At 41.2% G+C, this 21,499-nt stretch carries 21 protein-coding genes and 1 riboswitch; of the genes, 20 read left to right on the forward strand and 1 reads right to left on the reverse strand.

Translation table 11 applies throughout. From position 1 onward, the window contains the following. The first annotated feature begins 47 nt into the window (after positions 1-47). Positions 48-228, forward strand: a riboswitch (cobalamin riboswitch). A gap of 209 nt (positions 229-437) precedes the next feature. From AB1H92_RS01355 to AB1H92_RS01420, 14 genes are all read left to right on the forward strand, one after another. After that, complete coding sequence (locus AB1H92_RS01355; protein WP_256594296.1) at positions 438-2,660, forward strand: ribonucleoside-diphosphate reductase subunit alpha; 2,223 nt, start codon at positions 438-440, stop codon at positions 2,658-2,660. Continuing rightward, positions 2,645-3,085 (forward strand): flavodoxin, encoded by a 441-nt coding sequence (locus AB1H92_RS01360; RefSeq protein WP_115359811.1) that lies wholly within the window; start codon positions 2,645-2,647, stop codon positions 3,083-3,085. The genes AB1H92_RS01355 and AB1H92_RS01360 overlap by 16 nt, the downstream gene beginning before the upstream one ends. Next, positions 3,040-4,101, forward strand: coding sequence for a ribonucleotide-diphosphate reductase subunit beta (locus AB1H92_RS01365; RefSeq protein ID WP_115359812.1), 1,062 nt, complete (start codon positions 3,040-3,042; stop codon positions 4,099-4,101). The genes AB1H92_RS01360 and AB1H92_RS01365 overlap by 46 nt, the downstream gene beginning before the upstream one ends. 301 nt (positions 4,102-4,402) lie before the next feature. After that, the gene (locus tag AB1H92_RS01370) at positions 4,403-8,089 is read left to right on the forward strand and encodes a nitrate reductase subunit alpha (RefSeq protein WP_115359813.1); all 3,687 of its coding nucleotides are present in this window, start codon (positions 4,403-4,405) and stop codon (positions 8,087-8,089) included. Beyond that, positions 8,079-9,686: a nitrate reductase subunit beta gene (gene narH / locus AB1H92_RS01375; RefSeq protein WP_115359814.1), complete on the forward strand. Its 1,608-nt coding sequence runs from the start codon at positions 8,079-8,081 to the stop codon at positions 9,684-9,686. The genes AB1H92_RS01370 and narH overlap by 11 nt, the downstream gene beginning before the upstream one ends. Next, complete coding sequence (gene narJ, locus AB1H92_RS01380; RefSeq protein ID WP_115359815.1) at positions 9,679-10,245, forward strand: nitrate reductase molybdenum cofactor assembly chaperone; 567 nt, start codon at positions 9,679-9,681, stop codon at positions 10,243-10,245. Before narH ends, narJ begins: the two co-directional genes overlap by 8 nt. Further along, positions 10,242-10,928, forward strand: coding sequence for a respiratory nitrate reductase subunit gamma (gene narI / locus AB1H92_RS01385; protein ID WP_115359816.1), 687 nt, complete (start codon positions 10,242-10,244; stop codon positions 10,926-10,928). The genes narJ and narI overlap by 4 nt, the downstream gene beginning before the upstream one ends. 39 nt (positions 10,929-10,967) lie before the next feature. Further along, entirely contained in the window at positions 10,968-11,432 is a 465-nt protein-coding gene (locus AB1H92_RS01390) for a GAF domain-containing protein (RefSeq protein WP_256594297.1), read from the forward strand. Then, entirely contained in the window at positions 11,429-12,478 is a 1,050-nt protein-coding gene (locus AB1H92_RS01395; protein ID WP_115359818.1) for a sensor histidine kinase, read from the forward strand. The genes AB1H92_RS01390 and AB1H92_RS01395 overlap by 4 nt, the downstream gene beginning before the upstream one ends. Positions 12,479-12,499: 21 nt before the next feature. Further along, complete coding sequence (locus tag AB1H92_RS01400) at positions 12,500-13,147, forward strand: response regulator transcription factor (protein WP_115359819.1); 648 nt, start codon at positions 12,500-12,502, stop codon at positions 13,145-13,147. An 18-nt stretch (positions 13,148-13,165) separates the two neighbouring features. Then, a complete protein-coding gene (locus tag AB1H92_RS01405; protein ID WP_115359820.1) occupies positions 13,166-13,693 on the forward strand; it encodes a hemerythrin domain-containing protein in 528 nt (175 codons plus the stop codon). 46 nt (positions 13,694-13,739) lie between these two features. Continuing rightward, positions 13,740-15,230, forward strand: a complete 1,491-nt coding sequence (locus AB1H92_RS01410) for a nitrate/nitrite transporter (protein ID WP_115359821.1) — start codon at positions 13,740-13,742, stop codon at positions 15,228-15,230. A gap of 68 nt (positions 15,231-15,298) precedes the next feature. Further along, on the forward strand, positions 15,299-16,318 hold the full coding sequence (locus AB1H92_RS01415; RefSeq protein WP_115359822.1) for a ThiF family adenylyltransferase: 1,020 nt from the start codon (positions 15,299-15,301) through the stop codon (positions 16,316-16,318). Between the two features lie 16 nt (positions 16,319-16,334). Further along, positions 16,335-16,850: a molybdenum cofactor biosynthesis protein B gene (locus AB1H92_RS01420; protein ID WP_115359823.1), complete on the forward strand. Its 516-nt coding sequence runs from the start codon at positions 16,335-16,337 to the stop codon at positions 16,848-16,850. Positions 16,851-16,913: 63 nt separating this feature from the next. Here AB1H92_RS01420 and moaC read toward each other — a convergent pair whose 3' ends face one another. Then, positions 16,914-17,405 carry a cyclic pyranopterin monophosphate synthase MoaC gene (gene moaC / locus AB1H92_RS01425; RefSeq protein WP_115359824.1) on the reverse strand — a complete coding sequence of 164 codons (492 nt, stop codon included), beginning with the start codon at positions 17,403-17,405 and terminating at the stop codon, positions 16,914-16,916. 63 nt (positions 17,406-17,468) lie between these two features. Here moaC and glp point away from each other — a divergent pair, with 63 nt between their 5' ends. Genes glp through moaA form a run of 6 tightly spaced genes read left to right on the forward strand, consistent with a single transcriptional unit; the run spans position 17,469 to position 21,471 of the window. Beyond that, complete coding sequence (gene glp / locus AB1H92_RS01430) at positions 17,469-18,725, forward strand: gephyrin-like molybdotransferase Glp (RefSeq protein WP_115359825.1); 1,257 nt, start codon at positions 17,469-17,471, stop codon at positions 18,723-18,725. Continuing rightward, positions 18,713-19,228, forward strand: a complete 516-nt coding sequence (gene mobB, locus AB1H92_RS01435) for a molybdopterin-guanine dinucleotide biosynthesis protein B (protein ID WP_172481029.1) — start codon at positions 18,713-18,715, stop codon at positions 19,226-19,228. Before glp ends, mobB begins: the two co-directional genes overlap by 13 nt. Continuing rightward, positions 19,215-19,664 (forward strand): molybdenum cofactor biosynthesis protein MoaE, encoded by a 450-nt coding sequence (locus AB1H92_RS01440; RefSeq protein WP_115359826.1) that lies wholly within the window; start codon positions 19,215-19,217, stop codon positions 19,662-19,664. The genes mobB and AB1H92_RS01440 overlap by 14 nt, the downstream gene beginning before the upstream one ends. Next, positions 19,657-19,890 (forward strand): molybdopterin converting factor subunit 1, encoded by a 234-nt coding sequence (gene moaD, locus AB1H92_RS01445; protein WP_115359827.1) that lies wholly within the window; start codon positions 19,657-19,659, stop codon positions 19,888-19,890. The genes AB1H92_RS01440 and moaD overlap by 8 nt, the downstream gene beginning before the upstream one ends. Continuing rightward, positions 19,887-20,477, forward strand: coding sequence for a molybdenum cofactor guanylyltransferase (locus AB1H92_RS01450; RefSeq protein WP_115359828.1), 591 nt, complete (start codon positions 19,887-19,889; stop codon positions 20,475-20,477). Before moaD ends, AB1H92_RS01450 begins: the two co-directional genes overlap by 4 nt. Continuing rightward, entirely contained in the window at positions 20,461-21,471 is a 1,011-nt protein-coding gene (moaA, locus tag AB1H92_RS01455) for a GTP 3',8-cyclase MoaA (protein ID WP_115359829.1), read from the forward strand. The genes AB1H92_RS01450 and moaA overlap by 17 nt, the downstream gene beginning before the upstream one ends. The last annotated feature ends 28 nt before the right edge of the window (positions 21,472-21,499 follow it).

Here is a 21,499-nt window from a genome sequence, read left to right on the forward strand (position 1 = left end):
TATCACACAATATGTTAGGGTAGTTGTAGTGACGACATACAATATATAGTATTGAACGAAGAAATGGTGCCGAGATCGGTTTAAAAGGGAATCCGGAAATCCGGAGCTGTCCCCGCAACTGTAATCGCTGACGACTGCCATCAAAACCACTGTAGTTAGTCTATGGGAAGGGGTAAGCAGGAGGAAGAAGCGTAAGCCAGGAGACCTGCCATGTCTTCGTCAAGCGACACTTTCTTCGGGGGTTGAGAGGTGGAAGCGAACGGATTTTTACTGTTTCGTTTTAAAATAAATCCTTTCAGTTTCCAACTTTACAAATGATGAGCGATAGCTCTGCCGAAGAGGCGGAGTTATCGCTTTTTTGCGTCCAGATGCTTTTAACACGTCGTTACGATTCACTACCCACCGAGTGCGATACATAACTGAAAGGAGTTTTATCAATGACAATGATGATTCAGACGCCAATAATTGAAAAGGTTTTAAATGATTTACAACTAGAATTTGGAAAGGAGAAAATTGCACCTCTAATAAAGTTGAGTGACCGTTGGAAAGAAAGATATGTTCATGGATCTTCAGAAGAATGGACAAGAACACTGATTTTAGAAGCGATTAGCTTTGTGGCAGAGGATGAGCCATATTGGACGTTCGTTGCCTCTAGAATTTATTTACATGCAATTTATGCACAAGATGAACAACGAAGAGGGTGCGCGGTTTATAGTCATTTCCATCATCATGTAAAGGAACTTGTCGAAAAAGGACTATATAGTTCCGTATTAATTACGAAGTATTCCGAGGAAGAGTTGGTGCACCTAGGCCAAATACTTAATCCAAATAGAGATTTTCTATTTACGTATATTGGTTTGAAAACATTAATGGACCGTTATGTAGCTGTTGATTTTACGAATAATCCTGTTGAACTTCCACAAGAGCGATGGCTTGTTATCGCCATGACATTAATGCAAGATGAGAGCGAAAATCGGCTTGAGAAAATTGAAGAAGCTTACTGGGCGATGAGCAATTTATATATGACAGTAGCAACGCCAACATTGGCGAATGCGGGAAAGCCACACGGTCAATTGTCGAGTTGTTTTATTGATACGGTCGACGATTCATTACAAGGTATTTACGACAGTAACACAGACATTGCCAATTTGTCGAAATATGGCGGTGGGATTGGCGTTTACATGGGGAAAGTGAGAAGTCGTGGTTCTTCAATTCGCGGATTCAAAGGTGCTTCAAGTGGGGTTTTGCCTTGGATTAAACAATTGAATAATACGGCAGTTAGTGTAGATCAATTAGGACAAAGGCAAGGTGCGATTGCAGTTTATTTGGATGCTTGGCATAAAGATATTTTGACGTTTCTGGATTTGAAGTTGAATAACGGCGATGAAAGAATGCGTGCACATGATATTTTTACGGGCATTTGCTTGCCGGATATTTTTATGGAACAAGTGGACGCACGTGGTGAGTGGCATCTGTTTGATCCGCATGAAGTCCGTGATGTAATGGGGTACTCGTTGGAAGATTTTTACGATGAAACGCGTGGAAGCGGTTCATTCCGCGAGAAGTATGCGGAATGTGTTGCGCATCCTGCGTTAAGTCGTGAAACGATTCCTGCGATTGAGTTAATGAAACGTATTTTGCGCAGTCAACTTGAAACCGGGGTGCCATTTATGTTTTATCGCGATGAAGTGAATCGTACAAATGCAAATAAACATAAAGGCATGATTTATTCCTCTAATTTATGTTCGGAAATTGCGCAAAATATGAGTCCAACAAAATTTGAGTCAGTAACTTTGGAAGATGACGTCATCGTCACACGAGCAAAGCCTGGAGATTTCGTTGTGTGCAATTTATCTTCTATTAATCTAGGTCGGGCAGTGCCGGAAAATGTATTAGAACGACTGATATCGATTCAAGTTCGCATGCTTGATAATGTGATTGATTTAAATAAGATACCGGTAGTTCAAGCAGCACGGACGAATGCAAGGTACCGCGGGATTGGTCTCGGGACATTTGGTTGGCATCATTTATTAGCGCAAGAAAATATTCAGTGGGAGTCTGAAGAGGCAGTGCAATATGCAGATAAGTTATATGAAAAAATAGCCTATCACACAATCGTGGCATCGACGGAATTGGCGAAAGAAAAAGGGGCCTACCCACTCTATCAAGATTCGGATTGGCATACTGGTGCCTATTTTGAGCGTAGAGGGTATGACTCAACTGCATGGAATGAACTGCGGATGGATGTAGCGGTTCATGGCATAAGAAATGGTTATTTAATGGCAGTAGCACCGAATTCATCAACATCTGTAATTGCGGGCTCTACCGCTTCCATTGACCCAATATTTAAACCGTTTTATCACGAAGAGAAGAAGGACTTTAAGTTACCGGTCGTTGCACCGGATCTTGATCATCATACGTACGATGTTTATCGTCGTTCGGCTTATATCGTGGATCAAAGATGGTCAGTTCGCCAAAATGCGGCAAGGCAAAAACATATCGATCAGTCGATTTCGTTTAATTTATACGTTCCAAATACGATTCGCGCTTCTGTGTTGCTTGACTTACATTTACAAGCTTGGCAATCGGGATTAAAAACGACTTATTATACACGCTCAAGTGCGGCGGATATTGAAGAGTGCGAATGGTGTCATTCTTAATCGCTTACGCAACGTATAGTGGAAATACGCAGGAAGTTGCAGGACTCATTCATAAAACATTTGTGAACCATCAAGTAGAGGTCAAGTTATATCGAATCGGCTGTGGCCCAGTCCCGAATCTTGCTGATTTCGATGGGATGATTATTGGTTCTTTTACATGGGAAAAAGGTGCAACGCCTGATGAAGTGAAAGATTTCGTATTAGATGTAGGTTATAAACCTGCGCATGTTTATGTATTTGGAACAGGAGATACACAGTTTGGAGGGGACGCTTTGTTTTGCAAGGCGGCAGCAAAGTTAGCAAAATTTTATCATTCAACGTACCCTCCGCTTAAAATAGAACAGAGCCCAAGAGGTACACAGGAACAGCAAGTTATGGAATGGGCGAAAGGGGTTATGGCACATTGGTTACACTTACACGCGTAAAAGTTTTAGATCCAGCAAATCCAAATAAATCGACGGCAATTTTTGGTGGGAAGGCGAGTGGCATCTTAAATTGGAATGAGTTGAAATATCCACATTTTTACACGTTACGACAACAGATTCGCTCCTTATTTTGGACAGCCAATGAGGTAGATATGACGCAAGACGTTAAGCAGTTCCCAACATTAACAATAGCGGAGCAGGATGCGTTTCTGAAGATAATTGGCTTGTTAGCAACCTTGGATGGACCGCAAACGGATATTGCGGCAAGATTATCCCATTTATCAACGGACCCATCTGTAAAGTCTCTAATGGCAACGATAGCAGACCAAGAAAGCGAGCATAATCACAGTTATGCGTATGTCCTTTCGTCAGTAACGACATACGATAAACAAGTCGAATCGTTTGAGATGGGCCGTACGGATGAAGTGCTAATGCGCAGGAATAAAAGAATTGTTGAAGTTTATAATGAGTTCGCGGAAAGACCATCGATTGGTTCTGCATTAAAGGCAATGGTTTATACGACATTATTAGAAGGTTTGTTTTTCTACAGCGGCTTTGCATTTTTCTACAATTTGGCGCGCAATCAAAAAATGGTCGGGACATCCACGATGATTTCTTATATTAATCGTGATGAGTTGCAACATGGACGGGCCATTAGTGACATTTTCCGTGCAACGTTGGCTGAAAATCCAAGTTATAATACGGAAGGCTTTACTGCTTGGGTGTACGACCAATTTGACCATTCCGTAGAACAAGAGATTATTTGGAGCCGTTACGTGCTTGGAGAGATTGATGGCATCGATATGGAGGAGATGGCAGGTTACATTAAATATCGTGCCAATAAAATGTTACGTATGCTCGGATTAAGTGAGATGTATCCGGAGTACACTAAAAATCCAATGCGTTGGATCAAAGCATATGTCGATAGTTTTGATGATACGAAAACAGATTTCTTTGAACAAGCTTCGAGGCAATATGTAAAAACAAGTGATTTAAATGGTTTTGATGACCTGTGAAACTAAAAACATGTACCCGTAGGCTGGGTGCATGTTTTTTTATTTATAGATCGCTAGCGCACACTAAGAATTATCGGAAAGTAAATAATATTTAATAGACCTATCAATTAAATAGGGTTTTTCAGGATAAAATTCTACTAATCAGGGTAAACACAGAGGGAAATAGGACTTTCCCTAATAGGAAGTATCTATAGTCTTACATACAATTAATAATAGCAGGAACGATATGTATTGAAATGTTGGAATAGTTCGGAAGGTTATTGTGAGAGGTTATTCATACGAGAAGGAGCTGTTCATTCGAATGCAAAAACAGAAGCGTAGAAAGTTTGATTTCAAATACTTCAAACCGATAGAAAAGTTTTCGGGAAATTGGTCGATATTAGATGAAAAAAGTAGAGAATGGGAAGATATGTATCGAAAACGTTGGTCGCACGATAAAGTTGTCCGAACAACGCACGGGGTAAACTGTACGGGTTCTTGTAGTTGGAAGGTGTTCGTGAAAAACGGGATTATTACGTGGGAAAATCAGCAAATTGATTATCCATCATGTGGTCCTGACATGCCAGAGTTTGAACCGCGCGGCTGTCCACGTGGGGCATCGTTTTCTTGGTATGAATACAGTCCACTCAGAGTAAAGCATCCATACATACGAGGAAAGTTGTGGCGTTTATGGACAAAAGCTGTTTCAGAATTAAAAGATCCTGTAAAAGCATGGGCAAGTATCGTAGAAGATCCGAAAAAAGCTGATGAATATAAAAGAGCGCGTGGAAAAGGTGGCCATGTTCGTGTAGATTGGCGTGATGCAACAATTATGATTGCGGCTCAACTAATTTATACAATTCAACAATATGGACCTGACCGCATAGCTGGTTTTACGCCAATTCCTGCTATGTCCATGGTTAGTTATGCTTCAGGCGCGCGTTTCATATCGTTGCTTGGCGGAGAAATGCTTAGTTTTTACGACTGGTATGCGGATTTACCACCTTCTTCCCCACAAATTTGGGGAGAGCAGACGGACGTACCAGAATCAAGTGATTGGTATAACTCTGGTTATATCATTATGTGGGGTTCAAACGTACCGCTTACGAGAACACCAGACGCTCACTTCTTAACAGAAGTCCGTTATAAAGGAACGAAAGTCGTTTCCGTAGCACCAGATTATGCGGAAAGCGTTGTGCATGCTGACGATTGGATTGCAGCGCACCCAGGTACAGATGCGGCTGTGGCACAGGCGATGACGCATGTAATTTTAGATGAGTTTTATCAAAAACGACAAGAGCCGCTATTCATGAATTACGCGAAACAATATACAGATATGCCTTTTTTAATTCTAATGGAAGAACATCAGGGCGCTTACAAGGCGGGGCGTTTTCTACGTGCAAGTGACTTAGGGAAGGAGTCGCAAAATGCGGAATGGAAGCCGGTCATTTTTGACGAGGTGACAAATGAAATCATCGTTCCAAACGGCACAATGGGTCAACGTTGGGAAGATGATGCAAAATGGAATTTAATATTAGAAAACGAAGACGGTACAAAAGTTGAACCTGCATTATCCATTGCTGACCATGACGCGGAGTGGAAGGATATTGTTTTCCCTTATTTCGATAACGTTTCAAACGGTACATTCAATAGACCAATCCCAGTAAAAAAAATCAAATGCGGAGATGGTCAAGAGCGACTTGTGGCAACTGTGTACGATTTAATGCTTAGCCAGTACGGAATTAATCGAATTGGCAGTGAGCTTGAAGCGTCTGGGTATGATGACGCGGAGTCATTTTACACGCCTGCTTGGCAAGAGAAGATTACAGGTGTAAAACCAGAGCTAGTCACCCAAATAGCGCATGAATTTGCTCAAAACGCGATTGATACAGGTGGACGTTCCATGATTATTATGGGGGCAGGGATTAACCACTGGTTTAACAGTGATACGATTTACAGATCGATTTTAAACCTTGTTACGCTAACTGCATCACAAGGTGTCAATGGTGGTGGTTGGGCGCATTATGTTGGGCAGGAGAAATGTCGTCCGATTGAAGGATGGGCTACGGTTGCTTTTGCACGTGATTGGCAAGCGCCGCCTCGATTACAAAATGCAACATCCTTCTTCTATTTCGCGACTGACCAATGGAAATACGAAGAAATGGGTGCAGATTTGCTCATGTCACCGACTGCTGGCAAGGCGCGTTACGAACATCCAGCCGACTATAATGTGCTAGCAGCTAGATTAGGTTGGTTACCATCCTACCCGCAGTTTAATAAAAATAGTTTAACATTCGCAGAGGATGCGGCGAAAGAAGGAAAAGTAACGACCGAAGAAATTGTTGATTACACAGTTGAACAATTAACATCTGGTAAAACTAAATTTGCCGCGGAAGACCCGGGGGCACCAGAAAACTTCCCGCGTTCATTATTTGTCTGGCGTTCGAATCTAGTTTCCAGTTCTGCAAAGGGGCAAGAGTATTTCATGAAGCATTTATTCGGTACATCGGATGGGTTGCTTGCAACACCAAATGATGACTTGAAACCTGAAGAAATGGCTTGGCGAGATGATGTTGAAGGAAAACTAGATTTGCTTGTCGCGATTGACTTCCGTATGACGGCCACACCAATGTACGCCGATATTGTGCTACCGGCAGCGACTTGGTATGAAAAGCATGACTTGTCATCGACGGATATGCATCCGTTTGTTCATCCGTTCAATCCTGCTGTAGATCCGCTGTGGGAAGCGCGTTCTGACTGGGATATTTATCGCTCAATCGCAGAAGCATTTTCTACCATGGCTAAAACGCATTTGCCTGGTGTGTATAAAGATCTTGTCACAACGCCGCTTGCACATGATTCTACACAAGAAATTGCACAACCTTACGGGGAAGTAAGAGATTGGAAAAAGGGCGAAGTTGAGGCGATTCCGGGTAAAACGATGCCTGCGATGACGGTTGTCGAGCGAGATTATACGCAAGTATATGACAAATACGTCACGCTGGGGCCACTGCTTGCAACAGGAAAAGTAGGCGCACACGGAGTGAGTTTCTCCGTGGCAGAAGAATATGAATTGATGAAGAGCATAAATGGAACTTATTTTGACGAGTCAATTAAAAATGGACTGCCTAAATTGCATACTGCCAAACAAGCAGCTGAGGTAATTTTAACGTTATCATCCGCGACAAATGGAAAAGTTTCGCAAAAAGCATTCGAAGTGGCGGAAGAAATGACTGGGGTAAAGTTGAAAGATATTTCTGCGGATAGAGCAGCCGAGAGATTTACATTTGCTGACATTACAGCACAACCGCGTGAAGTAATTCCAACGCCTGTGTTTTCAGGGTCAAATAAATTGGGCAGACGCTATTCGCCGTTCACAACGAATATCGAAAGGCTGGTACCCTTTAGAACATTGACAGGAAGGCAACATTTCTATATTGACCATGAATTATTCTTAGACTTTGGTGAAGCATTACCTGTCTTTAAACCAACATTGCCACCAATGGTATTTGGGCCGCGTGATAAACAAATTATCGGAGGGCAAGATTCTCTAGTTCTAAGATACTTAACACCGCACGGTAAGTGGAATATTCACTCGACTTACCAGGATAATCAACATATGTTGACGCTTTTCCGTGGTGGACCAACCGTTTGGATTTCTGATGAAGATGCTAAGGAACATGATATAGATGATAACCAATGGCTTGAAGTTTATAACCGCAATGGGGTCGTAACTGCGCGGGCTGTTGTGAGTCACAGAATGCCGAAAGGAACAATGTTTATGTATCATGCTCAGGATAAACATATTCAAGTTCCAGGTTCTGAAATTACAGAAACACGCGGTGGAAGTCATAACGCACCGACGCGGATTCATATGAAACCAACGCAAATGGTTGGTGGTTATGCGCAATTAAGTTATGGGTTTAACTATTACGGACCAATCGGAAATCAGCGGGACGTTTATGTCGCAGTCCGCAAGATGAAGGAGGTAAATTGGCTTGAAGATTAAAGCACAAGTTGCAATGGTAATGAATTTAGATAAATGTATTGGATGTCATACATGTAGTGTAACGTGTAAATCAACATGGACAAATCGTGAAGGCGCCGAATATATGTGGTTTAATAACGTTGAAACAAAGCCGGGTATTGGTTACCCGAAACGTTGGGAAGATCAAGAACTTTACAAAGGTGGGTGGCACCTGAATAAAAAAGGTAAGCTAGAATTAAAGTCAGGTTCGAAATTATCGAAAATTGCATTAGGTAAAATATTCTATAACCCTGACATGCCTGAAATGCAAGATTACTATGAACCGTGGACATATGACTATGAGAAGTTAACGATGGCAGGGGAAAGTGAGCACACGCCTGTAGCACGTGCTAAATCTGTTGTCACTGGAGAGTATATGGACTTAGAGTGGGGACCGAACTGGGAAGACCAGTTAGCAGGTGCTCATATTACAGGGCCACAAGATCCGAACATCGAAAAAATCGAAGAGGAAATCAAATTTAATTTTGAAAAAGCATTTATGATGTATTTGCCGAGACTCTGTGAACATTGTTTAAATCCATCGTGCGTCGCTTCTTGCCCATCTGGTGCAATGTATAAACGCGATGAGGACGGAATTGTCCTTGTTGACCAAGAAGCTTGTCGTGGTTGGCGCTATTGTATGACGGGGTGTCCATATAAGAAGGTCTACTTTAACTGGAAAACAAATAAAGCGGAAAAATGTACATTTTGTTTCCCGCGTGTTGAGTCAGGATTACCAACAGTTTGTTCAGAGACATGTACAGGACGTATACGCTATTTAGGTGTTTTACTTTATGATGCAGACCGCGTATTGGAAGCAGCATCTACACCTAACGAACAAGATTTATATCAAGCACAATGTGACTTGTTTCTTGATCCGCATGACCCTGAAGTAATTGAACAGGCTCGTAAAGATGGGATTTCCGAGGAATGGCTTGAGGCAGCACAAAATTCGCCTGTTTACAAATTAGCAATAGAGTATAAGCTGGCATTCCCACTACATCCGGAGTACCGTACACTTCCGATGGTCTGGTATGTACCGCCGTTAAGCCCAATCATGAACTACTTTGAAGGTAAAGATTCCATAAAAAATCCAGATGCGATTTTCCCGGCCATTGAAGAAATGCGTATTCCTGTTCAATACTTAGCGAACATGTTGACAGCTGGAGACACGAAAACTGTGAAAGAAGCATTACAACGTATGGCGATGATGCGGTCTTATATGAGAGCCTTGTCATCCGGTAAGGAATTTGATGAGTCGCGTCTTGAGAGAGTTGGATTAACAGCCCATCAAACCCGAAAAATGTATCGTCTCCTTGCAATTGCAAAATATGAAGATCGTTTTGTCATTCCAACATCCACAAGATCAAAGCATATGAACGCTTATCGCGCGCAAGGTTCAACTGGATACGATGAAATGGGCGATTATAGTATGGGTATGTCTGAAAGTCCATACAGTTATGCGGGCACGATCCCAATGGAAGATGGCAGTTGTGATGGCTGTGGACCAGTTGCGCCAAAGAAGACAGGAAAACAAATTTATGAAGAGAACTTCTATGGGGGGATTTGGCGTGATTGATTTAGAGAAGTTATATGAAGAAAAACATATCTTTGGCTTCTTTGCAAATCAACTTACGTACCCCGAAAAACTTACGTATCATCCGTCGGTATTTGAAGAGTCCGTGGACTCTTCTCACCCGGCGTATGAAGACCTAAAAAAGTATTGGGATAAAATGTTTGGACACAGTCTAGAAAAAATTCAAGAGATGTATACAAATACATTTGATTTTCAAAAAGAAACGACTTTGTTTATGACCTATGTGAAGTATGAAGATGCAAAGGACCGCGGTCAAATGCTTGCGAGATTAAAAGTTTTATACGAAATGTTCGGCCTTAGTATGCCCGATAGTGAGCTATCTGACTATCTTCCATTAATGTGCGAGTTTATTTACGCGGCTGAATGGATAGGGGATGACAGGGCCCCGAGGAGCTTCGGGATGCTTTTAGCAGTAATGGAAGATGGTTCGTATCATTTATTAAAAGCGCTCGAAAAATATAATAGCCCCTATTTTTATTTAATCAAAGGATTAAGAGAAACGTTTAAGTCTTGTATACGTCAGGAGGCGCATCGGCCATGATTGAACAATTTTTATGGGTTATTTTTCCTTACTTATGTATTGCAATATTTATTGTCGGTCATATATTTAGATGGCGAACTGATCAATTTGGATGGACAGCAAAATCTAGCGAGTTTATTGAAAAGAAACAATTGATGATTGGGAGTTTACTATTCCACATTGGAATTATTCCCGTTATCGCTGGGCATGTCGTGGGTTTGGGGGTCCCAAAAGAATGGACACAGGCCGTTGGAATAAGTGACGAACTCTACCATATGGGTGCCTTTTGGGTAGGTGGATTCTTTGGCGTTGTGACATTTTTAGGTATGCTAATATTAACGTCACGTCGATTTACGATAAAAAGTGTGCGTGAATTATCGTCTGCTTCAGATTTGATTGTGAATGCGCTTTTATTGTTTATCGTGTTCATTGGGATGTACAGTGTGATTGGTACAAGCATCACCCAACCAGATTTTGATTATCGTGATTCAATTTCGATTTGGTTTCGTAAGTTATTAATCTTTCAACCAGAAGCTAGCTTTATGTCGAGTGTTCCACTAGCCTTTCAACTTCATATCTTATCTGGTTTTTTAATTACAGCGATGTGGCCATTTACAAGATTAGTTCACGTTTGGAGTGTACCATTAAATTATCTGGAAAGAAGTTATATTATATACAGAAGACATCGTCAGAATAATAATTGAAAAATGCGTACGTGCTTTTTCAAGAATGGGAGAATAAATATGTGTGATCAAACACCGTTCAACTATGAACAAGCACTTAAAAAAATAAAAGATAAATTTCATTTTGATTTTATCGCCCTAGCACTCGTACAATCAGCAGAACTTCGATACGTATTAAAGTGGGAACATGTTCTTGGAAACAAAAGTGACCGGTATCGAAGAATTGTTTTACAATCGGGCAAAGGAATCGCAGGTAATGTATTTAAAACGGGAAAGCCTTTCTTAGTCGAGAACGTAGAACGTGAAATAGGGAAAACTGACTTATTTAACTATCCGATTCTCGGTGCTGAATCGCTGACTAGCTTTGGAGCAATTCCACTATATAAAGAAAATCGTGTAAAAGGTGTACTTCTCGTTGCTTTCCGAGATGACCAGGAAGTAACGCCTGACCTTTTTGAGCAATTTAAAAATGAAGCGATTCCAACATTCAGTCCATATTACCATTTGGAGATGGTGGAGGAATGAGAGCGCTTCAGAATGAACAATTGACAAATTTATTAATGAAAATGTATGACAACTCAGGTGAGGCCCTTTTATTTTTTGATTGTTCGAAGAGAGTCATTGCGATGAACCGAGCAGCCGAACTCATATTAGACACTGATGTTGTGAAACGCATGATCGATGGAGAAAGGAAAGCAATTTGTCTATCTTGTAAGGGGTATACAAGTGAACAAGAATTACGAACTTGCGTTTCTTGTTATTTATCGAATCCGTCGGTTGACTTTAGTTCCTTCCAAGTGTATTTGGATACAAAAGGGAAAGGCATCATTCCGTATATGGCAAGTTACCAAACGATTGACGAGGAAAATGGCATACGCTTGCTTATGCTTCGGGATTCTACTAAGCAACTTGCAACACAAGAGGCGTTATATCAAAGTACCATGACGAAGAGAATTATTAAGGCACAAGAAGATGAGAGAAAACGTATTTCTCGTGAACTCCATGATAGTGTTGCGCAAGAAATGTTAAGCGCAGTCGTTGATTTGCGTGTATTAAAATATATGAACATTGACGATGAAGCATTGAAGAAAATTCAGCAAACGGAAGGCTCACTGATGCGTCTACTTGAAGATATTCGTCATCTTTCTGTAGAACTAAGGCCCGCTACATTAGATGATTTAGGGTTAGAAGCAGCTTTTCGCACTCATTTTAAATGGATTGAAAAAAATTATGGGTTAGTGATTAATTTCTCCGCGGATTTAAAAGCAAAACGTTATGAAGAGGAAATTGAAACTGTCGTTTACCGTGTGTGTCAAGAGGCTGTTTTCAATGCGGTAAAATATGCTGGCACAGATTTGATTGCAGTAAGTCTATTCGAACATGCGGGCAACCTTGAACTGCATGTAGAAGATGAAGGAATTGGATTCGATATTAATGAAGGTCATTCAAAAGGAACTGGCCTTGGTTTATATGGGATGAGAGAACGTGCAGAACTTGTTGGCGGGCAGTTAATCATTCAAACGAATGTTGACGAAGGAACACGAATTTGCTTAAAAGTTCCGCTTCACTAGCCTGTGAAAGGGGTGAATGAATTGAAAATCATTATTGCGGATGACCATGCTGTTGTACGGAGTGGTTTTATGCATATTTTAAATTTTCAAGAGGATATGGAAGTGGTGGCAACAGCTGCTGACGGACTCGAAGCGTACGCCCTGGTTGCGAAGCATCGACCTGATGTTATATTGATGGATTTAAGTATGCCGCCAGGTGAAAGTGGCTTGATCGCAACTGGAAAAATTCATGAGGATTTTCCAAAGACAAAAATTTTAATCTTAACGATGCATGATGATGAAGAGTATTTATTTCATGTATTGAGAAATGGTGCATCCGGATATGTATTGAAAAATGCACCTGATGAAGAACTATTGTCTGCGATACGTACAGTACATAAAGGCGATACGTATATTCATCCAACGATGGCAACGTCACTCGTCCGTGAGTTCGTCAAACAAGATATAGATGGCCCGGAAGATGACCCATTTAAAATTTTAACGAAACGCGAAATAGAAGTGTTGCCACTTGCTGCGAAAGGATACGGCAATAAAGAAATAGCTGAGAAACTATTTATCTCGGTCAAAACAGTCGAAGCGCACAAAGCGCGTATTATGGAGAAATTAAACTTGAAAAATCGACCTGAACTGATTGAATATGCACTTCGAAAAAAGTTATTAAATTTTTAAAAGGAAGGTGCGTACCTAATGGCTGAAACAGCTAAATTTAAATTTTCGCTACCTGCCCTAAGGGTATTGGAAAATGAACATCAGTATTTGTCCTATTTAATGGAAGAGTGGCATATAATTGTCCTTGCTTTTGAGCGGAATATTTATACGGTTGAAGAAGGTCATGAAGCAATACAAGCTCTTAGAAAATTAATTGTTGAGTTTATCGAACCGTTAAAAAATCACACTGAAAAAGAAGAAGCATTTTTATTCCCAATGCTAGCCCAGTACGTCGGAGATGAGCAAGGACCCGTGCAGGCAACCGAAGAAGAGCATGAAGAAATCGATGCATATATTGGGCACTTTCTCCATCATACTTTAGGAGATGTCGGTCATTTTACGATGGAAGATATGCAAAAAGTAGTAAATGATGCTGCAGAGGCATTTGAAGTACTGGCCGTGCACTTTGTTAAAGAAGAATCTATTCTATTTCCAATGGTAGATAATATTTTACGTATAGAAGAACAAGACAAACTTTATGAGCAATTGTATACACCGATTATTTAAAGAGATAACAAAAATCATTTATGACTATAAAAAGTAGGTGGTTTGCTTGATTAAGAAAGTGCAATTGCCGTTACAAACGTTAAACTTAACAGTAGGGTTCGCGGTATGGGTGTTAATCTCTTCTCTAATTCCTTTTATCGTAGAAGATATTTCGATTCCCCCGGAAAGGTTAGCAATCGTGACAGCTGTACCGATTGTGCTTGGCTCGGTTCTACGTATTCCATTTGGATACTATGCCAACATGATTGGTGCTAGATTAGTATTTTTAATTAGTTTTATTATACTGTTGTTCCCTGTGTTTTACATTAGCGCCGCTTCATCTTTTATGGATTTAATTATTGGCGGAACATTTTTAGGGATAGGCGGAGCAGTCTTTTCCGTCGGTGTCACGTCACTGCCAAAGTATTATCCAAAAGAAAAGCATGGCTTAGTGAATGGGGTATACGGGATTGGTAACTTAGGAACGGCTGTATCGACATTTACCGCGCCAATCATTGCAACACAAATTGGTTGGACAGCGACTGTAAAATTATATCTTATTGTACTAGTCATTTTCGCAGCACTTAACTTTTTCTTAGGAGATAAGGCAGAACCAAAAGTGAAAGCGCCAATTATGGATCAAATTAAGAGCGTATATAAAGATGAGAAACTATGGTTTTTTTCATTGTTTTACTTTATTACATTCGGTTCATTCGTAGCGTTCACCGTATTTTTACCTAATTTCCTAGTATCGTATTTTGGCATCGAAAAAGTGGATGCCGGTATGAGAACAGCAGGTTTTATTGTCCTAGCAACCGCATTTCGTCCAATCGGCGGATGGCTTGGAGATAAATTTCCTCCTCTAAATTTGCTCATGGTTTGTTTTGCGGGGCTAACAGGAGCAGCCGTCGTTCTAGCTTTTTCACCATCAATTGGACTATACACAGTCGGATCCTTAATTATCGCGGTCTGTGCTGGCGCTGGAAATGGATTGATTTTCAAACTTGTTCCGACATTCTTCAATAAACAAGCAGGAATTGTGAACGGAATCGTTTCTATGATGGGCGGTTTAGGAGGTTTTTTTCCACCGCTATTGCTGTCTGTCGTCTATTCAATGACAGGATCTTATTCAATTGGCTTTATGGCTTTTTCCCAAGTCGCACTCGTTAGTTTAATTCTTGTGATCTGGTTGTATTATATGGACCGATTAAAACTCGCTTCGGACGTATTTGAATCAACGGGACAAGGGATACTTGTCACAAATGCGGCAGGGACAATTGAAAGTGTAAACCCAGCTTTTACCGAATTGACGGGTTATTCCGAAGAAGAGGTCATTGGCCGAAATCCAAATATTTTAAGTTCAGGAAGACAATCATCTGAATTTTATACGACGATGTGGGGGCAAATTGGACAGGAAGGTGAATGGACAGGAAAGCTATGGAATAAAAAGAAAGATGGTGAAGAGTATTTGGAGCTTCTTTCTATCCATACAGTTACTGATTCAACTGGTGAAGTGCTCAGATATGTCGGGACATTTACAGACATTACACCTGAGTAAAAGTAGGGGCATTCGGTACATCTACCGGCTGCCCTTGCTCTATTCTACAATGAAGAGAGGCACTTGAGTTGGAAAAACGTTATTCGAGACAAACTTTATTTACGCCGATTGGTGATGAAGGGCAACGACAACTTACCGAATCGACTGTCCTAATCATCGGTTGTGGAGCGCTCGGTACGGCAACGTCTGAAACGCTAGTCCGAGCAGGTGTTAAGAAATTAATCATTGCGGATAGAGATTACGTTGAACCGTCTAATTTACAAAGGCAACAATTATTTACTGAACAAGATGCGATTGATGGGATGCCAAAAGTCATTGCAGCAAAACGTCGTTTAACAAAAATTCGCTCCGATATTGAAATTGAGACGGTCTTGGATCATATTGATGGTCCATTAATCGAACGACTCAGTAAAGATGTTCATCTTATTCTTGATGCGACTGATAACTTTGAGACGAGATTAGCAATCAATGATATTGCATGGAAAAGAGAGATTCCATGGGTTTACGGGGCTTGTGTTGGGAGTTTAAGTACAGTTTTTTCTTTTATACCAGGGGAAACTCCTTGTTTTCGATGCTTACTACCAGCTCTCCCGGCCGTTAATGAAACTTGTGACACTGCGGGCATCATTGCACCAGCCGTCCAAATAACGGCCGCCCATCAAAGTGCAGAAGCGCTTAAATGGCTATCGGGGAATAGAGGGGCAATGCGGACGAAAATGCTGACGTATGACTGTTGGCATAATACGAGTGTCGAAGCGGGAATGACTCGCTTAAAAAGAGATCTATGCGAAACATGCGGACCCAATCCTAGTTTTCCGGCTTTACAAAAAGAAACAGGAACAAGTTTCGGTGTTCTTTGCGGGCGAAAAACCGTGCAAGTGATTCCAGATAAAGACCGCTTACTGACTTTAGATGAAGTGGAAGCAGTCGCCAAGCGTCTGAATCAGCCATATAAAAAAACGCCTTACTTTGTAGAAATGAAGGTAAATGATTACCGATGTGTTATTTTTGCGAATGGGCGCTTACTCATACATGGATTAAAAGATATTCAACAAGGACGGAAGATGTATCATCAATTTTTTGGTTAATAGAGGAGGACATACTATGGCAAAAGAACATGAATATAGCAAGGATCAATCATTAGCATTGGCTGTACTCACAGTGAGTGATACACGTCACTTAGAAAATGACCGTGGTGGCGATACAATCCGTCAAATGCTTGAAAGTGAAGGGCATCAAATTGTAGCGTCATCTATTTGTAAAGATGAAAAACAAGAAATTGAGGAATCAATAAAAAAATGGTTAGAAAACCCAAATATACAGGGGATTGTTACAACAGGAGGTACCGGTTTAGGATTCAGAGATATTACACCTGAAACAATTGAGCCGTATTTTACAAAGCATATAAAGGGTTTTGGAGAATTGTTTAGAATGCTTAGTTATACGGAAGATGTCGGGTCGAAATCGTTGTTAAGTCGAGCAGAGGCAGGCATTGTTGAAGATAAAGTCATTTACATATTGCCAGGGTCAGTAAAGGCTGTAGAACTGGCGATGAAAAAGCTCGTTCTACCTGAACTACACCACATCGTGCATGAAATTACGAAACATAAAAGTGAATAAAAGAAATGGGCAACTAGTTTGAAAGTGTTTCAAACTCAAGCTGCCCATCTCTATTAATACGTTTTAAAGTTGTCGCTCAAAGTCTCCGTTTTTTCCACCCGTTTTTTTCATAAGCATAGTTGGACCGATAACCATATCCTTTCCAACCGCTTTACACATGTCATAAATGGTTAGCGCAGCGGACGTGGCAGCAGTTAAAGCTTCCATTTCGACGCCAGTAAGACCTTTTGTTTTAACTTCGGCATGAATGAGTATTTCGAAATGGTTATTCTCATGGTCAATTGCCCAGTCGAACTGCACGTCAATTCCAGTGAGTGGAAGCGGGTGACACATTGGAATGATGTTTGCAGTGTTTTTCGCAGCCATTACAGCAGCGATTTGCGCAACAGCAAAAACATCTCCTTTTTTATTTGTTCCTTCTGCAATTTGGGCGTGAATTTCTTCGTTCACGATAATGGATGACTTTGCGATGGCAACCCGTACTGTTTCAGTTTTATGTGAGACGTCAACCATTTTGGCGCGTCCTTGTTCATTGAAATGCGTTAATTTAGACAAAACAATTCAATCCTTTCGGGATGATTTACTTAAAGTATAGCAGAAATGTGAGGTTTTACGATTATGTCACTAATGAGAAAACCAATTCCAGTGAAAGAGGCTGTTCAACTTGTCATGAATCATACACAAATAGGAAGCAGTGAAAAAGTTCCGCTAGACCAAGCATATGGTCGTGTGTTAAAAGAGCCAATTATTGCGAAGCATGATGTACCTCCGTTCGATCGATCACCGTACGATGGTTTTGCGATTCGTGCAGAAGATTCGAAAGGTGCATCTGGAGAGAATCGAATTCATTTTCAAGTGATTGATGAAATTGGGGCAGGTCATTTAGCGAAACGCGGCATAGAAAAAGGTGAAGCTGTTCGAATTATGACAGGTGCGCCAATTCCGGAAAATGCAGATGCTGTTGTTATGCTGGAACAAACAATTGAGCAAGAGGACACATTTTCCCTGCGGAAACCTTTTGACACTGGCGAGAATATAGCCGTTCAAGGTGAAGACGCAAAAGAAGGAAAAGTGTTAATTGAAGCGGGGGCATTGATTCACCCAGGAACGATAGCGCTCCTAGCAACTTTTGGTTACGCGGAAGTAGAAGTCGCGAAAAAGCCGGTCGTCGGCATACTCGCAACAGGTACAGAGCTTTTACAAGTCCATGAAGAATTGACACCTGGAAAAATTCGAAATTCCAATGGTCCAATGATCGCTGCACAATTATCGCGCATGGACATTGAATATAAATCCTATGGCCTGCTTGGAGATAATCTCGATGCTTGTATGGAAATGGTTGAAAAAGCATTGGCTGAAACAGATGTCCTCATTACAACAGGCGGCGTGTCGGTAGGAGATTATGATTATTTACCTGTCATTTACGAAAAATTAGGTGCTGAAGTATTGTTCAATAAAGTTGCCATGCGTCCTGGAAGTGTGACGACTGTTGCCACGTTAGGGAGTCATTTATTATTTGGATTATCTGGCAATCCATCGGCATGTTTTACAGGCTTTGAATTATTTACACGTCCCGCGTTATTGAAAATGATGGGCGGAACAAAGCCCTATTTACCTCGAATGAAAGCCACGCTTGGCGAAGACTTCCCAAAGCCGAACCCTTTCTTACGCTTCGTGCGTGCCGTTTGGGAAATGACTGAAGAAGGTCCGGTTGCAACACCAGCGGGCTTTAATAAATCGGCCGCGGTATCGTCCATTGCAAGAGGAAATTGTATCATTGTTCTCCCAAATGGAACGAGAGGCTATACAAAAGGCATGGAAGTAGACGTTCTTTTACTAGGGGTAGAAGAAGGCGTTGCCAAGTGGGAGCTGTGAAGATCTTACATGTCGTTGGTTTTAAGGATAGTGGGAAGACAACGCTGATCTCACGCTGGGTGCGCTTGTTGAAAAGTGAAGGTCTGACGGTTTCCGTGTTGAAGCATCACGGGCATGCTTCATCTCTTGATATGCCTAACGAAAATACGGACGGAATGCAATTTTTAAATAATGGAGCGGATATGTCTCTCGTCGCTGGCGCTGGAACTGCTCAACTATTATTAAATGAAGAACCGAGTTTTGCGCAATTAGTGCACATGGCGACTTTAAACAATCCCGATGTTTTACTCATCGAAGGGTATAAAAGTGAACAAGGAAATAAAGTGGTTATAGTACGTGACGAAAAGGACTGGCAAGCGTTACAACAATTGTCAGGCATTCAATTCGTTATTGGACATGGTAAAATGAACTTACATGTAGATGTAATTGACCGGGCCGAAAAAAGCCAAGTTGATGATTGGTTTTTACAATGGGTAAAGGAGGATGGCCATGAAGCCATTTGAAATCGTAGAAGAGCCAATTGACATACAAAAATACGCAGATTATGTTCTCCATGCAAGTGCGGGGGCAGTGACGATTTTCACCGGGAATGTGCGTGAATGGACACACGGCGTTCGGACGTTATATTTGTCTTATGAAGCGTATGTCCCAATGGCCGAGAAAAAAATGGCGGAAATCGGGGCGGAAATGGAAGAGAAATGGCCAGGAATTAAAGTCGCAATCGTTCATCGTATCGGTGAACTACATATATCAGATATTGCCGTCCTAATCGCCGTCTCCTCACCTCATAGAGAGGCAGCCTACGCCGCAAATGAGTATGCTATCGAACGAATTAAAGAAGTTGTCCCGATTTGGAAAAAAGAAATTTGGGAAGACGGAGAAGAATGGATTGGTGCGCAGAAAAAATATCCGACGAAAGGGAGAAAATTGAATGATTAAAGTGCATTATTTTGCTCGTCTTCGGGAATTAACTGGGAAATCCGAAGAATTTATCGATAAAGATTACATGACGGTTCAGCAATTACTCGATTGGGCTGAAGAAAAGTATCCCGGATTTGGTAAGGATATGATTCATGTTGCAATTAATGAGGAGTACGCTTTAAAGGATGATACGATTCAAACGGGCGATGTGTGCGCATTTATTCCGCCTGTGAGTGGTGGATGAAAACCGTTGGCGTTGTACTAGCCGGTGGTTTATCTAGAAGGTTTGGTTCCCCGAAAGCATTCGCGCGGATGGGAAACAAGTACTTCTATGAATACGCAGTTGCTGCTTTAGCACCGCATTGCGATCAGATTGTGATTGTCACAAGACCTGAACTTGTTGAACGTTTCCCAAATGAGCTGAATGTCATTACGGACGATGAATCGTTTGTTGGCCTCGGTCCACTGGCTGGGATTTATTCAGTGATGAGTGTGATTGAAGCCGAACGCTATCTGGTCTTGCCTTGTGATATGCCTTATATAACGGAGAGCGTCATTGGAGGGCTAATGCTCTATCAAAAAGAATCTGTAATTGCTGTTAAAACGGATGATAATTATCATCCGCTCGTGTCGAGTTGGCATCGGCGTGTAAAAGAACAGTTACGACAGTCGCTAGAACAGAGGCGGTTGAGAGTGATGCAATTGTTAAATGAAGTCGAAACATTGTGGATAGACGGCGATCGTTTCACGAAGCATGCAAACAAAGTATTTAAAAATATAAATTATGAAACTGAATTAGAAAGAGGTGAAGAAAATGAGTGCAATGGTTGATCAATTAGGCCGACCGATTCGTGATTTAAGAATATCAGTGACGGATCGTTGTAATTTTAGGTGTACGTATTGCATGCCGAAAGAGATATTTGGCGACGATTATGCATTTTTACCGAAAGACGAGCTCTTATCATTTGAGGAGATTGAGCGGTTTGCCCAAATATTTGCAGATCTTGGGGTGAAAAAACTTCGGGTTACGGGTGGAGAGCCACTGATGCGAAAAGACATTTCAATATTGGTGGGCAAGCTGCTTAAGATTGATGGCATTGAAGACGTAGGGCTTACAACGAATGCAGTATTACTGCGCCAACATGCACAAGCACTTTACGATGTGGGACTCCGTCGCTTAAATATAAGTTTAGACGCTCTGAATCCCGAGGTTTTTGGCGCAATAAACGGTCGAGGCGTAAAACCAGATTTTATCCTGTCTAATATTGATTTCGCTCAAAAAATTGGTTTTGAAATTAAAGTCAATATGGTCGTTGAAAAAGGGGTCAATGAAAGTGAAATTATTCCAATGGCGACCTACTTTAAAGAGCGCGGGATCATGCTTCGCTTCATCGAGTTTATGGATGTCGGAAATGACAATGGGTGGAGCTTTGAAAAAGTCATTACGAAAAAAGAAATTTACCATATGTTAAAAGAAATTTATAACATTGAACCGGCCGAACAGCATTACTACGGAGAGGTAGCCAAGCGCTATCGTTATCAAGACAACGGTGCAGAAGTTGGATTTATCACATCCGTATCAGAGTCATTTTGCTCAACTTGCACACGAGCAAGATTGTCTTCTGATGGGAAACTGTTCACTTGTTTATTTGCCTCTGATGGATTTGACTTAAAGGCTTTAATTCGTAGTAATAAAACAGATGAAGCACTTGTGGAATCGATTCGAAAGGTTTGGGAACGCAGGGCGGATCGTTATTCAGATGAACGGACAGAACAAACTGCAAAAAACCGTAAAAAAATTGGCATGGGGTATATTGGCGGCTGACGTTTTTTAAGGAAAGGGCGAAACTTAA

The sequence above is a fragment of the Sporosarcina pasteurii genome (assembly GCF_041295575.1).
GTDB lineage: Bacteria > Bacillota > Bacilli > Bacillales_A > Planococcaceae > Sporosarcina > Sporosarcina pasteurii.